Below are 15,506 nucleotides of genomic sequence, written 5' to 3' on the forward strand. Positions count from 1 at the left end.
CTTATCCTTCATGGGAGGCAAGTATACGTTCATCAATATAACATAGCTTTGGGGAAAAAGCAACGGCGGGCGGATTCGGATCCGTGGGCTTCACGGGAAATTCGGAGCGATGTCCGGGCTGGCGGCGCGGTGACGCATCCGGTAGGCGGACGGCAGTTCTCCCATATTTCGTCGAAAAATCTGCGCGAAATAGGAAAGGTTCAAAAAACCGCATTTCGCCGCCGCTGTGCTGACGGATACGCCCTCGGACAACAGGCGCGCGGCTCGGACGCAGCGGTAGGAATTTGTGTAATCCATGATGGTTTGATGGGTGACCTGCTTGAATTGCCGGGATAGGGTGTATTTGTTGACGAAAATACTCCGCTCCAGGTCGTCCAGTGAAAAGTGCGAGGCATAGTTTTTTCGAATATAGGTGATTGCGTTTTTGACGCATTGGTGTTCATCGGGTTTGGTTTGGTCGATGTTTATCGCGGCGAGGTGATTCTCGCATAGCTCAAGCAGCAGCGAAAGCGCTAGGCAGCGCAGTCGCGGGATGCGGAATGGGTCTTTGAGGAAGGCATGGGCGGTAATTATTTCTGTGATCAGGGATAAAACACGGGTGCTGGTAAAGTAGCTCTCAAATTTCAGGGAATCCAGATCGATGCGGGACTGCTTGCAAAAGTCGACGTCGAAGATCAGGCAGGCATAGACGAGATGGCCCTCGGTGCCGGTGTGATGAAGGGCGTTGGGATTGGCCACAGCGATGTCTCCCGGCAAGAAGGCGTGCTTCGTCCCTTCAATCAGGACCTCCCCCTCTCCGGATATACATAGCTCGATCTCCAGATTTTCGTGCCAGTTGGATTCGGGATTGGTCGTCCAGATATCCCGAACAATCTGAGGATCTAGCGAAAAAGGTATTCCATCCGGGAAACTCGGGAACTGTTCGTAGCGATCTGGATACATGGCATGACGTCCTTTCTATAAAGTTGTCAATATCGTGTTGATAATTGTCATTATTATAGGTTGTAATAGGGGAATTCTGCAAATATAATTATATTACAAATAAATTGAAAAGTCGATCAAATATTGGGGGATATGGAAAAACCGTCGATAACTGCAAAGATTGAGTGGGGGATCTGCACTATGAAGGAACCTAAGAGAATCTTTACGCCCGATTGCCCGACCGTAAAGCCGCTGATGGATCTTCAAGGGATGGAAATTGCCGATTTTGCAGTGAAGATCGACGCGGCGGATGCGTCACGGCGCATGATTGAGAAAGGCGATGCCTTTGCCAGGGAGATCGCTGAGCGCTTTGTGGCTGATTTTGAAGATGCGCAGACGGATCAGATGGTTCATGTGACCACATTTGCGGTGATTGATGGCATGATCTACATGACCTATTATGCCAACGTGCAGTCGGAGGCGGAGGACCCCAAGTATCAGCAGGCCAGGTTGGCATACTGCCCTGTGGAGGATCCTGCAAATAAGACGATCCTGATCATCCAGCAGGTCGACGACGAGTGCGGCGGGCTGCCGGTAGTGATGGTCTATGACACCATCTTCGCACGGGTGGATGCGGACACCTTGTATATTCTGTGGACGGCCAAGGTGGGGGACAATTATTATCGCCTCTACCGTCCCTTCTCCCTTTCCGCCAAGAAGCTGGGAGAAGTCGGCGTCAACCGCCTGAAGATCGGCCAGACGGTCAACGATTTCAGCGCCACGGGCATTCGGAATGGACTGAGCGAAAATGGAATCGGCTGCAAGAGGATGTATTCCGACATCGGCATCATGCAGAAGTTTACCGCCCGGATGGAGGACGGCGTGCTGTACTATTATACCGGCGCCTACAGCGGCGACCTGAACATGATCATCAAGAGCAGCGATTTCATCACCTGGGAGTACGTGTCTCAGCCCTCCTTTGGCAACCTTTCCATGTGGGAAAACGCGACCTATGTCATCGGCGACAAGTGCTACTATTTTGTTCGCCAGCAGATGGGATCAAGATATGGATTCCTGACGGTCTATCACCTGAATGAGGACGTCTGGGAGAAGCCCGTGCTGGTGGAGGACTGCCAGTCGCGAAGCGATTTTTTTGAATATCAGGGCAATTTATATATGGTCTTCGCCCCCATCGACCGAGAGCATATCGGCATCCTCAAGGTGGATACCGACAACATCGCCGGCAGCGAGGTGGTGCTTCAGGCCGACATGCAGGGCAGCTGCTTCTATCCCTTCATCAACTATTTTACCGAAGAGGAGCTTGCGATGTCCTACACCGTTTCCAGAAAGCATGTCCGTCTTGCGCGGTTTGACCTGTCGAAATATCTCGATTGAAACGCGGTCTATTCCTCTGGCGGTCGATACAACGAGCGCATCCCCAAAGGTCAGCAGAAGGTGTTCAGCCGTTTTTCTCCCCTCCGCTTTCCTTTGTTTCGTTGGGCGTATGCCCGAATATAATTAAAGGAGGAACTACTATGAGGAGATTCTTGACCCTCGCGCTGGCGCTGGTATTGCTTTGCAGCACTGCCTGCGCCGAAACCCTGCTGCCCAAGCAGAGCAGGCCCGAACTGTTCCCGGTTGCCGACGGTGTGAAGCTGCAGGTTTGGTGCGGCCAGGATGGCAACATCACGGCGTACGCCGTCAATCCCGAAAACGCCGAGCTGGAGGCCCTGACGGGCGTGAAGATCGATTGGATCACCGCACCCGGCACCCAGGCGGACATGAACGTCATGTTCAACCTGCACATCGCGTCCGGCAACTACCCCGATCTGTACATGAACTCCTACGGTACGGGCGACATCATTACTTATGCGAACGATGTGTTCATTCCTCTGAACGAGTACATTGAAAATACCACGTGGATCAAGCAGTATCTGGAGGATATGCCTGAACTGAGGGAGGCCGTCACTGCGCCCGACGGCAATATCTATTGCCTGTGGAAGGGATTGCCCGCTGCTGAGGAAGAGAGCGATTACAACTATCCCTTCAAGCTCTTCATCTATCAGCCCTGGCTGGATGCCGCCGGTCTTGCGGTGCCCGCCACCATCGACGAGTATCGCGAAGTGCTGCGCTATTTCCGCGACCACGACATGAACGGCAATGGCGATCCCACCGACGAGCTGCCCATGCTGGGCTCCTATGCCTTTGACCACGACGGTTCTGACCCGACCTATCCGATCATGAGCGCTTTCCAGCTGATAACGAGCGACTATCTGTGGTATAACGAGGATAAGACTGTGGAGTGCGTGGCTGTCACCGACGCCTATCGAGAGGGCCTTATCTACCTCAACAGCATGTATGCCGAGGGCCTCATCCCCGAAGACATCTACGCGCTGACCCTGAACGAGTTCCGCGATGTCGTGAACGTCCCGACTGCGGAGCGGATGGTGGTCGGCTCCGCCGGCGGTCCCGCTTATGCCCGCATCTGCAACACCAGCATCTTCGGCGAGCGCGCCTACGACGAATGGACTATCGTGACCGGATTGAAGAAGGACGCGGACACCGAGGCTCAGCTTTGGGCCCGCAGGAGCGCGCCCACCCTTTACGGCGCTGTGACCACCGCCTGTAAGGATCCCCAGTTGGCGATTGACTGGATCGACGCCTGTATCGACCCGGAGATCGCGGTGCCGACCAATCGCGGCATTGAAGGCATTGACTGGGTGCGCCAGTCCGCTGACGGCGCGCTGCCCATCGTGATCGAGACCCTTTCGGACGATCTGAAGCGCGGCGGCAGTCAGAACGACGTTTGCTTCGGGAGCTGGGTATTCCCCGCCATTCCCGCCAAGTACATCGCAGATGTCTATGTGGAGGGCACGGGCGCCTACAAGAACAGGACGAACCTCACCGACGCCAACAACAGATACAGGGAGGTTGCGCGTTATGACGCGCGTCCGCTGGTCTCTTGGTGCACCGATACCGACGTCATCGATGAGAAGGCCGCGCTGCAGACGACGATTGAAAGCGCCATTTCCACCGCCTATGCCGAGTTCGTGCTCGGACGCAAGGATGTGGGTGACGATGCCGTTTGGGCGGCATATATCGCGAACCTGAATGAGCTGGGGCTTGCGCGCTACCTCGAAGTGAGCGAAATCTACGCCTACGGCGAATAGAGCCCCATTGGGGAGGGCCGTTGGCCTGGCAGCAAGCGGCGGCCCTCTACCCGCTTTGCGCAGGAAGAGGTGATAAAATGCAAAAAGCAGTCAGGATTGTGAAGCTCGAGCGTAAATCCGTGTGGCGGCGCATGGGGGATGATATCGCAAAGCACTGGCAGCTCTATCTTTTGACGCTGGCGCCTATGGCAATCATCATCCTGTTCAAGTATGTTCCCATGTACGGCATCCAGATCGCCTTTCGGAAATTTAAGATTACCAAGGGCATTACCAGCGGCGATTGGGTGGGGCTCAAGTATTTCAAAAGCTTCTTTGAAAACCCCATGGCAGGACGCTATATTTATAACACCATCGCCATCAGCCTGTATGAACTGGCAACCTTCCCGCTTTCGCTGGTTTTCGCCCTCATGCTCAACCAGGTAACCTCCAAGAGGTTCTGCAAATTTGTGCAGATGATCTCCTACGCCCCCTATTTCATTTCTACCGTGGTCATGTGCGGTATCATCCTGCAGTTTCTGCAGGCACGCGGCGGCCTGATCAATGTGCTGCTTGGCATTGTGGGCGTTCCCGCCACGAACTGGATCACTTATCCGGGGGCATTCCGCCATATCTATGTGTGGAGCGGCGTCTGGCAGGGCATAGGCTATAGCTCGATCATCTATATTGCTGCCCTTTCGGGCGTGCCGGTGGAGCTGCACGAAGCTGCCATTATCGATGGGGCGAGCATTGTGAAGCGGATGTGGTATGTGGACATCCCCTGTGTGCTGCCTACCTTCTGCATACTGCTGATAATGAAGTGCGGCAACATCATGAACGTCGGATTCCAGAAGGTGCTCCTGCTTCAAAACAGCCTGAATCTCAGCGCTTCGGAGATCATCAGCACCTATACCTACAATATAGGCCTCAACTCTTCCGGCTCCATGCCACAGTATTCCCTTGGCGCCGCCATAGGCCTTTTCACATCGGTCGTGAATCTGATCCTGTTGCTTACCGTCAACGGTATCACAAAGCGTCTGAGCGGAAACGGTCTTTGGTGAGCGGAAAGGAGAATGCGTCTTGAGCAAACCCACGACGGAAGTAAAGGGCAGGATCCGGCATACGCGGTCGGATGTCGTATTCCTGACCATCAACTGGATTCTGCTGATCCTATGCGCGATTGTGCTGCTTTATCCGCTGCTGTATATTATCATGTCTTCCTTCAGCGCAGGTCCCACGTACATGCGCCTGTCCCTGATCCCCACCAAGTTTTCGCTGGAGGGTTACACCGCTGTTTTTGAATACGCCGATATCTGGACCGGCTATCGCAACTCGCTGCTTTATACGGCGGTGTTCACCGTGGTTTCGCTGGCCATGACCGTCTGCCTGGCCTATCCGCTCTCCCGCAGGGATTTTGGCGGCGGAAAATACATGATGCTTCTGTGCATGTTCACGATGTACTTTAGCGGAGGGCTGATCCCCACCTATGTTTGGATGCGCCAGATGAAGCTGCTGGACAGCATGTGGGCCCTGATCATTCCGAGCGCCGTTTCGGTATACAACATGATCGTCATGCGCACCTATTTCAGCACGCAGATTCCGGATGAGCTGCGCGAGGCGTCCATGCTGGACGGCTGTTCGGATATTCGCTATCTGGTCAGCATCGTGCTGCCGCTCTCTGGCGCGATCCTGGCCGTGATCGGTCTTTATTACGCTGTGTACATGTGGAATGAATACTTCAACGCAATGGTCTACATCACCACCCGTTCCAAGCTTCCGCTGCCCAACTTCCTGCGAGAGATCCTCATGATTAACGTGCAGCATTCGCTGACAAACGCGAACATGACCCAGCAGGAAATTGAGCGCATCGCACGGCTGGAGGAACGCGCGGAGCTGATGAAGTATTCGCTGATCATCGTTTCCAGTGTGCCGGTCATGATCCTGTATCCTTTCGTGCAGAAGCATTTTGTCAAAGGCGTTATGATTGGCGCAACCAAGGGCTGACATAGGGTTTCAGAAAAGCATCGGGAAACTGGAAGGGCCATTCCATCAAAATAATACGGGTTACCATCAGAAAAGGAGAGAAACAGTATGGCACGTACGAGACTTCACGGTATCTACATTCCGGTCATCACCCCCTTCAACAGGGATGAATCCATCAACTTCAGCGCTATCGAGGAAATCACCAGGTTTCTGGCGGAGAACGGTGTGACAGGCGTCATTCCTTCCGGCTCTACCGGCGAGATGATCGCGATGGAGCGGGATGAAATGATCGCGGTCAACAAGGCATACATTCAGGCCGGCCATAAATATGGCGTCAAGGTCTGTGCCTCCACCGGCGCCTATCGCACCTGCGATGTAGTGAAAATGTCCCAGGCGGCGGAGGCGGACGGCGCCGACGGCATCATGGCGGTTACGCCCTGGTACATGGGGCCCAACAACGAGGAGCTCTATCAGCACTATAAGACGATCCATGATGCTATCAACATTCCTGTGATGATGTATCACAATCCCTACTATTCGACCGTGCTGTTGGACGACCGCTTCATTGCCCGCCTGTACAATGAGGGGTGCATCGACGCCGTTAAGGAGCGCCAGGCCGATGTGTTCCGTCAGCAGAACCTGCGCCGTCTGACGGACAAGGACTTCAACATCTTCTATGGCTATGACGTGTGCGCGGTCGAAACCCAGTCCACCTGGAGCGACGGCTGGGTGGTTGGCACGGGGAATCTGTTCCCCAAGGAGAACAGCACCGTCTATCAGCTGGCCGCGGCGCGCAGGACCGAGGAGGCGATGAAGGCCCAGCAGGAGCTGATCTGGCCGTATCTGCCCCTGTTCACCGAGGGGGACTCTAACGGCGACGTTCTGTGGCTCCAGATCATCAAGGAGGGCCTGAAGCTGCGCGGTATTGACGCGGGATACTGCCGGAAGCCCGTCATCTCCGAATTGCCCAAGGAGGATATGGATCGTCTGACGGCCGTTCTTAAGCACTACGGCTATCTTGCCTAATCCAGAATCGAGACCTAAAAAAGGCAAGCTGGAGGCTGCTTTTCGCCTCCAGCTTGCCTTTTGGGTCTATAGCCGTACGCCGCCGCCCGCGCTCCGTCAGGACGCCACGGAGGGGGCTTCGCCCTCGCCCTCGCCCTCCTTCGCGAGCGATTGTTCGGGGGGCATGATGATCCGGTCGTAGTTCTCGATCTTCTTGTCCAGGCGGCTCAGCGCCTGCTGCATGCTGTGAATGCGGCTGCGGAGCAGCTCGCGCTGCTCGATCAGGATTGCCTTGCGGGCCTTCGCCGTGTCGCCGCCCTGCTGATAGAGCCGCACGTACTCGATCAGCGCCTCGATCTGCACGCCCGCGGAGCGCATGCACTTCATCAGCTCGATCCAGTTGCAGGCGGCCTCGTCGTAGTCGCGGATGCCGCTCTTGCTGCGGGGCACGTCCGGGATCAGGCCGATCCGCTCATAATAGCGCAGCGTGTCCGCGCTGATACCGTATTTGCGGCTCGCCTCTGCGATGGTCATGTCTCGTCCTCCCTTCGGAATGTCCTTTGCCTATAGAAGAATTCGCCGCAAAGTGCGGGTTTCCTCTTTGAAAACCGGCGCGCCGGTGGCTACAGCATACGCCCCTCAGCGCGCTCCATGTCAAGGACAACCTCCGCGGCGGCGCAAAAAGGCGCGAAGCCGGGGCGGCCTGCCGGCTTCGCGCGTGCGTTTAATCCTTCAGTTCGCCGTCCAGCACGCCCAGCGCGCGGCGCAGGCGATCCAGGTCCTCGCCCTCCAGGGCCGTGAGCGGCAGGCGCAGGCGGTTTTCGCACAGCCCCAGCAGCGAGAGCGCGGCCTTCACGGGAATGGGGTTGACCTGCATGAACAGCGCGCGCATCAGGGGCAGCAGCGTGAGCTGGGCGTCGCGCGCGGCCTTTACGTCGCCCGCGAAGTAGGCGTGCGTCATGCGGACCATCGCGCCGGGGCAGACGTTGGCCGCCACGGAGATGACGCCGTCCCCGCCGTAGGCGAGCAGGGGCAGGGTCTGGTCGTCGTTGCCGGAGTAGATGGCGATCTCGTCGTGGCACAGGCGGAACAGCTCCGCGACCTGCACCACGTCCCCGACGGCCTCCTTTACGCCCGCGACGTTTTCGTGCGCGCACAGCTCCTGCACGGTCTCTGGCAGCAGGTTGACGCCGGTGCGCGAGGGCACGTTGTAGAGGATCAGGGGCAGGGGCGCGGCGTCCGCGACGGCGGTGAAATGCTGCACGAGGCCGCGTTGGGTCGCCTTGTTGTAGTAGGGGGTCACGCAAAGCTGCGCGTCCGCGCCGAGGGCGGCGGCCTCCCGCGCGAGATGTACGGCGCGGCGGGTGTCGTTCGACCCCGTGCCCGCGACGACGGGAATCCGGCCGCCGGCGCGCTCGATCACGGCGGAGAGCACCGCCCGCCGCTCGGAATCCGCGAGGGTCGAGGGCTCGCCGGTCGTGCCCAGGACGACGAGGGCGTCCGTGCCCGCGTCGATCTGCCGGTCCACCAGGCGCAAGAGCGCGTCGTAATCCACGCCCAGGCTGTCAAAGGGCGTCACGAGCGCGACCGCGCTGCCTCTGAATACGGGCTTTTTTTTCATCAAAATATCCTCCCATCGCAAGTCTATGCTAACAGCATATTCTTCGCGCGCCGGGAGGTTCCGATGCGGGGAAAAGCGCGGCGCCGCGGGGGGCGCATCATGCTAAGTTCCAGGGCTTATCGTCCATCAAAATAAGATGTTTCAGATGGAGCCTTTCTGAAAACGCCTTGATTGCCTTGAAAACTTTAGCGGTGAAATAATAGTCATTCACTTCTTCCATCTCCATCTTCCCGTCGGTAATGAAATGAATCGTTAGGGTACCGTCCTGGATGTCCGCAATAATGTCTTCAATATGCTGATATTGTCTGTTGCCCCTTATCTTCTTTCCCTCTTCAGAAATCCGCGTTTTTTTAATATCCAGTTTATCCGCCAGAAGAATCGATAAAAGGACGATGTTATCGCTTTCAAAGCCTGAACTATGATTTTGAATGGCATCCAGCACGACGTCCTCCATTTCAAAGATCCAGTTTTTCTCTTCAAAAAGCTTTTTTGCGTATTCAAAACTTCTTTGCGAATGCCCCTCTTTGCCCTGCAAGGCGCCGACATCATGAAGCAGGCATGCTATTTTACATGCGTATATCGTGTCTTCGTCAAACTGTAAGTCCGCCAATATTTTTTCGGCCGTTTGAGAAACATTTTTTACATGCTCATAATTATGGAAGGCCCAGCCGCCGTTTTTTGCTTCCCGCTTTTCGATCTCGCTGTATATGTCCAATAGCGAAGGGCTTGAATTCAAGGCGTTATATACTTCCTTCGGCGTTGCGCTATATATCATATCGTTCGGCTCCATTTTGTTTTTTACAAATATACCATTGTTTTGCGGCAAAAGCAAATCGCTAGGCTTTTCTGTCTATCATAGGCCCGTTGCTGTATCAGGCCTGAAAAAACGCGTCCGGCGGCAGGAACACCGCACGCCCGCGCCATGCCGTGCGGGCGGAATAGACCGGTCTGCCGCGCAGACGGGAATCAGAACGCCCTAAGCACATTTCCATACAAAGAAAAAGGCCGCTTCATCAGGAAGCGGCATAGTGGACGGAGGCGTCCGGCATCGTGCCGGGCGGGCATCCCTTGCCCGGCGCGCCTTAGCTGTTGCGCAGCAGCTTGCGGCAGAACTTGGCGCGCGTGCCGGAGAGGATCATCATGTACACGCCCATGGCGACCATCACGAACAGCAGCCCGGCCCCAAAGCTTTCCCCGAAGAGGAAGGGCGCGGCGGGCGAGAAGATGCACAGCCCCACGCCCAGGGCGATGTGGGTGGCGCGCTGCTCGTCGTAGAAGGCGGAACGGCGGCGCAGCTCCTCGCGCATGCCGCCGGTGAGGTGGACGGTGTAGGGGATGTTGCGCCAGCTCTTTTGCAGGGAGCCGGCGTAGATGAAGAGCATCACCGCGACCGCGACGCAGCCGAAGAACCCCACCACGCCGATGCCCTCGCTCAGGAAGTGGCCGAGCAGGGGGATGGAGTCGAAGACGATCGGGCAGACGGGCGCGCAGATGCACAGCGCTACGCCCAGGGCGTTCATGCGCGAGATGTTGTACTGCGCGTCCAGGTAATCCTCCGCGTCGTCGGGGAGGGGCTCCGACTCGTAGGGCTCGTCCGAAGCGCGCGCGTCGCGCGGGGCGCTTTCGTCCCCGCTTTCGTCGGGCAGCTCCACGCCCGAGCGCTTCAGGATGTCGTCGATCGTGCCCAGGGAGGAAATCACCCGGCCCAGGGCTTCGTTCTCGCTCACGCCCTCCTTGACGAAGGCGGCGTAGGAGGCCTGCGCTTCCTCCTGCACCGTGTCCTTGAGGTGCAGGATGTCCAGCGTGGCGGGCAGCTTGGCGAACAGCGACGAGATATATTGGTTGATGGTTTCCATTCTCTTCTTCTCCTTGACCGGGAATGCTTGCTTGTCTTTCCCTTTGATGAATTTATGGTACCACGTTCCAGCTGCGGATTCAATGAGAGGAAGATTAGAAGAACATGAAAATAGGCCGAGCGAGCCGCCCGACCTGGCGGAAAGGGGCGCTGCGCGGGTTTTCCCGCGCAGCGCCCCTGCGTCTCTTCGGTTTATTTTTTCGGGATGTACCCCTGCTTGACCAGCAGCTCCGCGATCAGCACCGCGCCGCCCGCCGCGCCGCGCACCGTGTTGTGCGACAGGCCCACGAAGCGGTAGTCGAACAGCGAGTCCCCGCGCAGGCGGCCCAGGGAGATGCCCATGCCGTTTTCGTAGTCCCGGTCCAGCCGGGTCTGCGGGTGGGTGGGGTCGTCGAAGTACTGGATGAACTGCCTGGGCGCGGAGGGCAGGCCCAGCTCCTGCGGGAGCCCGCGGTAGGCGCGCCAGCGCTCGATGATCTCCCGCTCGCTCGTCTTTTCCTCGAAGGAGGCCCACACCGTCGCCAGGTGGCCGTCCGAGGCGGCCACGCGGATGCAGTGCGCGCTGATGACGGGGGCTTTGGCGGGCACGATCACGCCGCCCTCCACCTTGCCCCAGATCTTGAGCGGCTCCTGCTCGCTCTTCTCCTCCTCGCCGCCGATGTAGGGGATGACGTTGTCCACCATCTCGGGCCAGCGCTCGAACGTCTTGCCCGCGCCGGAGATCGCCTGATAGGTGCTCACCACCGCGCGCGCGGGGCGCAGCGGCAGCAGCGCGTGCAGCGCGGGCACGTAGGACTGGATGGAGCAGTTGGGCTTGACGGTGACGAAGCCCACGCGGGTGCCCAGTCGCTTTCTCTGGTGCTCGATGACCGCCGCGTGCTCGGGGTTGAGCTCCGGGATCATCATGGGCACGTCGGGCGTCGCGCGGTGGGCGGAGTTGTTGGAGACGACGGGGGTTTCCGCGCGGGCGTAGGCGTCCTCGAGCGCGCGGATCTCGTCCTTCTTCATGTCCACGGCGCAAAAGCAGAAGTCCACCTCGTCCGCGACGGCCTTCACGTCCGCAGCGTCCTTTACGACCAGGGAGCGGACGTTTTCGGGGATCGGCCAGGGGAAGGCCCAGCGGCCCGCGACCGCCTCCTCGTACGTCTTGCCCGCGCTGCGCCCGGAGGCGGCGAGCACCTTGATCTCAAACCAGGGATGGTCCTTGAGTAACGTGATAAAGCGCTGGCCGACCATGCCGGTCGCGCCGATGATGGCAACGCGTCTTTTTTCGCTCACAGGTAAGACCTCCAATTTTATAAGGTACTGCGTTTGTCCCGCAGGGGACGCCGGGAAAGCCGGAAGCGGCAAGCGCCGGTTCGGAGCCGGGCGCGGGCACCGCCCGTCGGCCGCCCCATCTTGCGGCCGCGTGCGGGAAAGTTAGGAGAAGGAAGCGCCGGTTCGGAGCCGGGTGCGGGCACCGCCCGCCGGGCCGCGTGCGGGAAAGCCGGAGGCGGCAAGCGCCTGTTCGGAGATGGGTGCGGGCACCGCCCGCCGGGCCGCCCCGCCGCCCGCCCCATCCTGCGGCCGCGTGCGGGAAAGCCGGAAGCGGTAAGCACTGATTCGGAGATGGGTGCGGGCACCGCCCGCCGCCCACAGGATTTTGCTTATCTTAGCATTCCCTGCGCGGCGTTGTCAAACCCTTTGGAGAAAAAGAATGCGGTCAAAAGGGGAATTGAGGAAGAACGCTTCAATTTTTGCGCTTCCTGTGGTATGATATGTTGTGGTTTTCCCTACGCTTCTGTGAGAAAGAGGGATCGATGATGGAGCTTTCGGCGCGGGTATCCGCGCTTCTTCCCTGCGTGACGGCGCACCGGCGCGCGCTGCACCAGATCCCCGAAGAGGGGCATCAGGAGCATATGACGCAGGCGTACCTGCTAGAAGCGCTGCGCGCGCTTTCGCCGGACGAGGTTTCGCCCTGCGGCGGGACGGGCGTGCGCGCGGTGTTTCGCGGCAACGGAAAGGGGCGGGCCGTCGCCTTTCGGGCGGACATGGACGCCCTGCACATTAAGGAGGAGACGGGCCGCGCGTTCAGCAGCCGAAATGCGGGCATGATGCACGCCTGCGGCCACGACGGCCACATGGCGGGCCTGCTGGGCCTGGCGACGCTGCTCGCCTCGCGGCGCGGCGAGCTGCGGGACGACGTGGTGCTGCTCTTTCAGCCCGCGGAGGAGACGGACGGCGGCGCGAAGCGGATGATCGACGAGGGGGCGCTGGAAAATCCGCACGTGGAGGCGGTGTACGGCATGCACATGATGCCGGACATCCCGCTGGGGCGGATCGGCACCTGCGAGGGCCCGCTGATGGCCCAGACCTGCGAGATGGACCTGATCGTCGAGGGGCGCGGCGCGCACGGCGCGATGCCGCACCTGGGCGTGGACGCGGTCGCGGCGGCGGGGCACCTGATTACGCTCTTGCAAACCACGGTCGCGCGGCGGATCGACCCCTGCCAGCAGGCGCTCATCACCATCGGGCGGGTGCGCGCGGGCGAGCGGCGCAACGTCCTGGCGGATCGGGCGGTGCTGGAGGGCATCGTGCGCACGTTTTCCAACGCCGTGTACGATCAGCTCAGGGGCTACATCCTGGCGGACCTGCGCGCGGTGGAGGAGGCGTTCGGCGTCCGGTGCACGTTCCGCTCCAACGTCTACTACCCCTGCGTGGAAAACGACCCGGAGGAGACGCGGCGCGTGACCGGCATCCTGGGCGAGCGCTTCGCGCCCCAGAAGCCGCGCATGATCGCGGAGGACTTCTCCTATTATCAGCTCGAGCGCCCCGGCGTCTTCGTCTTCTGCGGCTGCATGGACGAGGCGCGCCAATCGCCGCTGCACTCGTGCACGTTTGACTTCGACGAGCGCGCCATTCTGTACGGGCTGGAGCTCTTCAGCCGTCTGATCGCGTTTGAATCTTAGAGCAATTTTTCGGGAGGAAATTTCATGGGCGGATTTTTTAACAGGCTTTATTACGGCAAGGCCGGCAAGGCGGACTTCACGCAGGACGACCTGCCGTCGAACCGCTTTCAGCTCTTCTGGGAGGTGCTGCGCGTCCGGTTCTGGTCGCTGTTTCGCGTGAACCTGATGCAGATCGTGTTCTGGATCCCGATGATCGTGTGGACGTACATGAACATCGTCGCGATACAGACCATCGACGTGGAGACGATCTCCCAGGCGGCGGACGGCGCCCTGCAGCTTCAGGCGCAGCTCATGGGCATCTTTCAGATGTACCTGATTGGGCTCATCCCCTGCATCGCCATCACGGGCCCCTCGTCCGCGGCGGCGGCGTACATCACGCGCAACTGGGCGCGCGACCAGCACTCGTTCGTGTGGAGCGACTTCAAGGACGCCTTCAAGGAAAACTGGAAGCAGGGTCTGGCCGTCTCCACGATCACGGGCCTCGTGCCCTTTATCGCCTACCTCGGCGTCACCTTCTACGGCGAGATGGCCAAGCAGATCCCCGTGCTCGTCGTGGCGCAGGTGCTGGTCGTGCTCATCTGCCTCACCTGGACGCTGATGGTGCCCCTGCTCTACCCGCTGATGGTCGGCTATCAGCTTCGCATGCGCGACCTGCTGCGCAACGGCGTGCTGCTGACCGTCGGCCGCCTGCCGCAAATGCTGGGCGTGCGCCTTCTGACGGCGATTCCCCTCTTCTTGCTGCTGCTGGGCGTGTATACGTTCAACATCTACCTGCTGCTGGGCATGGCCCTCTACTACATCCTGTTCGGCCACGCGTTCGCGCGGCTCGTCTACGCGTCGGTCGCCAACAGCTTCTTCGACAAGTTCATCAACCCGCGCATCGAGGGCGCGGAGGTGAACCGCGGACTGCGCCGCGACGACGACGAGGACGACGAGGACGAGGATGAGGACGGGCAAAGCGCCCTGCCCGGCGGCCGGGAATAAGGGATAAACTTCCCCCCGCGCGCGCATGATAGCGCCAAGGGGGGGAGCGGTGTGAAACCTGATGACTATAGTCCGCCCGACGCGGCTTTGCGCCAGAAATACGAGGCGGCGCGCGAGCTCGGGCTCATGGACCGGCTGCTGGAGGTCGGCTGGGCCGGGCTCACCGCCGCCGAATCCGGGCGCGTGGGCGGCAGAATCTCCGCCGGACGCAGGCGGAAGAAGCCCTAGGCGCGGCGGGGCCCGCATTTAAAGAGGGATACAGAGGATGTACGACGATTTTGCGGGCGTATACGATCTGCTCATGGACGACGTGGACTACGCCGCCTGGGCGGATTATTACGCGAAGCTGATGGAAATATACGGAAAGCGGCCCCGGCGCGTGGCGGAATGCGCCTGCGGAACCGGCAGCTTGACCGTCCCGCTGGCCCGCATGGGCTACGAGATGACGGGGCTGGACCTCTCCGCGGGCATGCTGCGCGCGGCGGGCGAAAAGGCGCGGCGCGCGGGCGTCAGGGCGCAGTTCGTGCGCCAGGATATGCGCGCGCTCACGCTGGGGCGGCGCGCGGACGCGGTGCTCGCCACCTGCGACGGGGTGAACTACCTGACGGACCTTGAGGGCGTGCGCGCGTTTTTTCGCGCGGCGTTTTTGTCGCTTTGTCCCGGCGGCGGCCTGTTCTTCGACATCTCGTCCCGGTATAAGCTAAGTCAGGTGCTGGGCGACGCGTTTTACGGCGAAGAGCGGGAAAGCGTCTGCTACCTGTGGCAAAACCGCTGGCAGGAAGCGAGGCAGACGGTCGAAATGGACCTGACGTTCTTCGTGCGCGAGGCGGACGGCCGGTACCGTCGCTTTCACGAGCTGCACCGCCAAAGGGCGCATGCGCGCGAGGAGATCGAGGGCCTGCTGCTGGAGGCGGGCTTTGAGGACGTGCGCGCCTATGGCGACAAGACGTTTGACCCGCCCGCGCAGCGCGCGCAGCGCATCCACTTCGCGGCGAAAAAGCCCGCGGGGCCGGACGCCTCAATCTGAAATTCGGAGGAGAGAA

At 59.7% G+C, this 15,506-nt stretch carries 15 protein-coding genes; 9 read left to right on the top strand and 6 right to left on the bottom strand.

Features of this window, described 5'->3' with window-relative positions; translation table 11 throughout:
- Positions 1 to 90: 90 nt before the first annotated feature.
- Positions 91 to 942 carry a helix-turn-helix domain-containing protein gene (locus C1725_RS04150; protein WP_102410412.1) on the bottom strand — a complete coding sequence of 284 codons (852 nt, stop codon included), beginning with the start codon at positions 940 to 942 and terminating at the stop codon, positions 91 to 93.
- A gap of 180 nt (positions 943 to 1,122) precedes the next feature.
- On the opposite strand from C1725_RS04150, the gene C1725_RS04155 reads away from it, so the two are divergent.
- From C1725_RS04155 to C1725_RS04175, 5 genes are all read left to right on the top strand, one after another.
- A complete protein-coding gene (locus tag C1725_RS04155; RefSeq protein WP_102410413.1) occupies positions 1,123 to 2,316 on the top strand; it encodes a hypothetical protein in 1,194 nt (397 codons plus the stop codon).
- A 140-nt stretch (positions 2,317 to 2,456) separates the two neighbouring features.
- The gene (locus tag C1725_RS04160) at positions 2,457 to 4,091 is read left to right on the top strand and encodes a type 2 periplasmic-binding domain-containing protein (RefSeq protein ID WP_102410414.1); all 1,635 of its coding nucleotides are present in this window, start codon (positions 2,457 to 2,459) and stop codon (positions 4,089 to 4,091) included.
- Positions 4,092 to 4,168: 77 nt separating this feature from the next.
- Complete coding sequence (locus C1725_RS04165; RefSeq protein WP_346026327.1) at positions 4,169 to 5,128, top strand: ABC transporter permease; 960 nt, start codon at positions 4,169 to 4,171, stop codon at positions 5,126 to 5,128.
- A gap of 19 nt (positions 5,129 to 5,147) precedes the next feature.
- Positions 5,148 to 6,071, top strand: a complete 924-nt coding sequence (locus tag C1725_RS04170; RefSeq protein WP_346026328.1) for a carbohydrate ABC transporter permease — start codon at positions 5,148 to 5,150, stop codon at positions 6,069 to 6,071.
- A gap of 87 nt (positions 6,072 to 6,158) precedes the next feature.
- A complete protein-coding gene (locus tag C1725_RS04175) occupies positions 6,159 to 7,076 on the top strand; it encodes a dihydrodipicolinate synthase family protein (protein ID WP_102410415.1) in 918 nt (305 codons plus the stop codon).
- Positions 7,077 to 7,172: 96 nt separating this feature from the next.
- Here the strand turns inward: C1725_RS04175 and C1725_RS04180 are convergent, their stop codons facing one another.
- The 5 genes from C1725_RS04180 to C1725_RS04200 form a co-directional block, all read right to left on the bottom strand.
- Positions 7,173 to 7,589, bottom strand: coding sequence for a MerR family transcriptional regulator (locus tag C1725_RS04180; RefSeq protein ID WP_102410416.1), 417 nt, complete (start codon positions 7,587 to 7,589; stop codon positions 7,173 to 7,175).
- Positions 7,590 to 7,779: 190 nt separating this feature from the next.
- Positions 7,780 to 8,676: a 4-hydroxy-tetrahydrodipicolinate synthase gene (gene dapA, locus C1725_RS04185; protein ID WP_102410417.1), complete on the bottom strand. Its 897-nt coding sequence runs from the start codon at positions 8,674 to 8,676 to the stop codon at positions 7,780 to 7,782.
- A gap of 97 nt (positions 8,677 to 8,773) precedes the next feature.
- Entirely contained in the window at positions 8,774 to 9,451 is a 678-nt protein-coding gene (locus C1725_RS04190) for an HD domain-containing protein (protein WP_346026329.1), read from the bottom strand.
- A gap of 307 nt (positions 9,452 to 9,758) precedes the next feature.
- Positions 9,759 to 10,532: a hypothetical protein gene (locus C1725_RS04195; RefSeq protein ID WP_102410419.1), complete on the bottom strand. Its 774-nt coding sequence runs from the start codon at positions 10,530 to 10,532 to the stop codon at positions 9,759 to 9,761.
- Positions 10,533 to 10,723: 191 nt separating this feature from the next.
- Positions 10,724 to 11,767 carry an aspartate-semialdehyde dehydrogenase family protein gene (locus C1725_RS04200; RefSeq protein WP_428829596.1) on the bottom strand — a complete coding sequence of 348 codons (1,044 nt, stop codon included), beginning with the start codon at positions 11,765 to 11,767 and terminating at the stop codon, positions 10,724 to 10,726.
- A 563-nt stretch (positions 11,768 to 12,330) separates the two neighbouring features.
- Between C1725_RS04200 and C1725_RS04205 the strand changes: the two genes are divergently transcribed.
- Genes C1725_RS04205 through C1725_RS04220 form a run of 4 tightly spaced genes read left to right on the top strand, consistent with a single transcriptional unit; the run spans position 12,331 to position 15,490 of the window.
- Positions 12,331 to 13,479: a M20 metallopeptidase family protein gene (locus C1725_RS04205; protein WP_346026330.1), complete on the top strand. Its 1,149-nt coding sequence runs from the start codon at positions 12,331 to 12,333 to the stop codon at positions 13,477 to 13,479.
- 24 nt (positions 13,480 to 13,503) lie between these two features.
- Positions 13,504 to 14,463, top strand: coding sequence for a DUF624 domain-containing protein (locus C1725_RS04210; protein ID WP_102410422.1), 960 nt, complete (start codon positions 13,504 to 13,506; stop codon positions 14,461 to 14,463).
- Between the two features lie 51 nt (positions 14,464 to 14,514).
- Positions 14,515 to 14,691, top strand: a complete 177-nt coding sequence (locus C1725_RS04215) for an alpha/beta-type small acid-soluble spore protein (protein ID WP_102410423.1) — start codon at positions 14,515 to 14,517, stop codon at positions 14,689 to 14,691.
- Between the two features lie 37 nt (positions 14,692 to 14,728).
- Positions 14,729 to 15,490 (top strand): methyltransferase domain-containing protein, encoded by a 762-nt coding sequence (locus C1725_RS04220; RefSeq protein WP_102410424.1) that lies wholly within the window; start codon positions 14,729 to 14,731, stop codon positions 15,488 to 15,490.
- Positions 15,491 to 15,506: the final 16 nt, after the last annotated feature.

Origin of the sequence: Beduinella massiliensis, assembly GCF_900199405.1 — a bacterium.
Classification (GTDB): domain Bacteria; phylum Bacillota; class Clostridia; order Christensenellales; family Aristaeellaceae; genus Beduinella; species Beduinella massiliensis.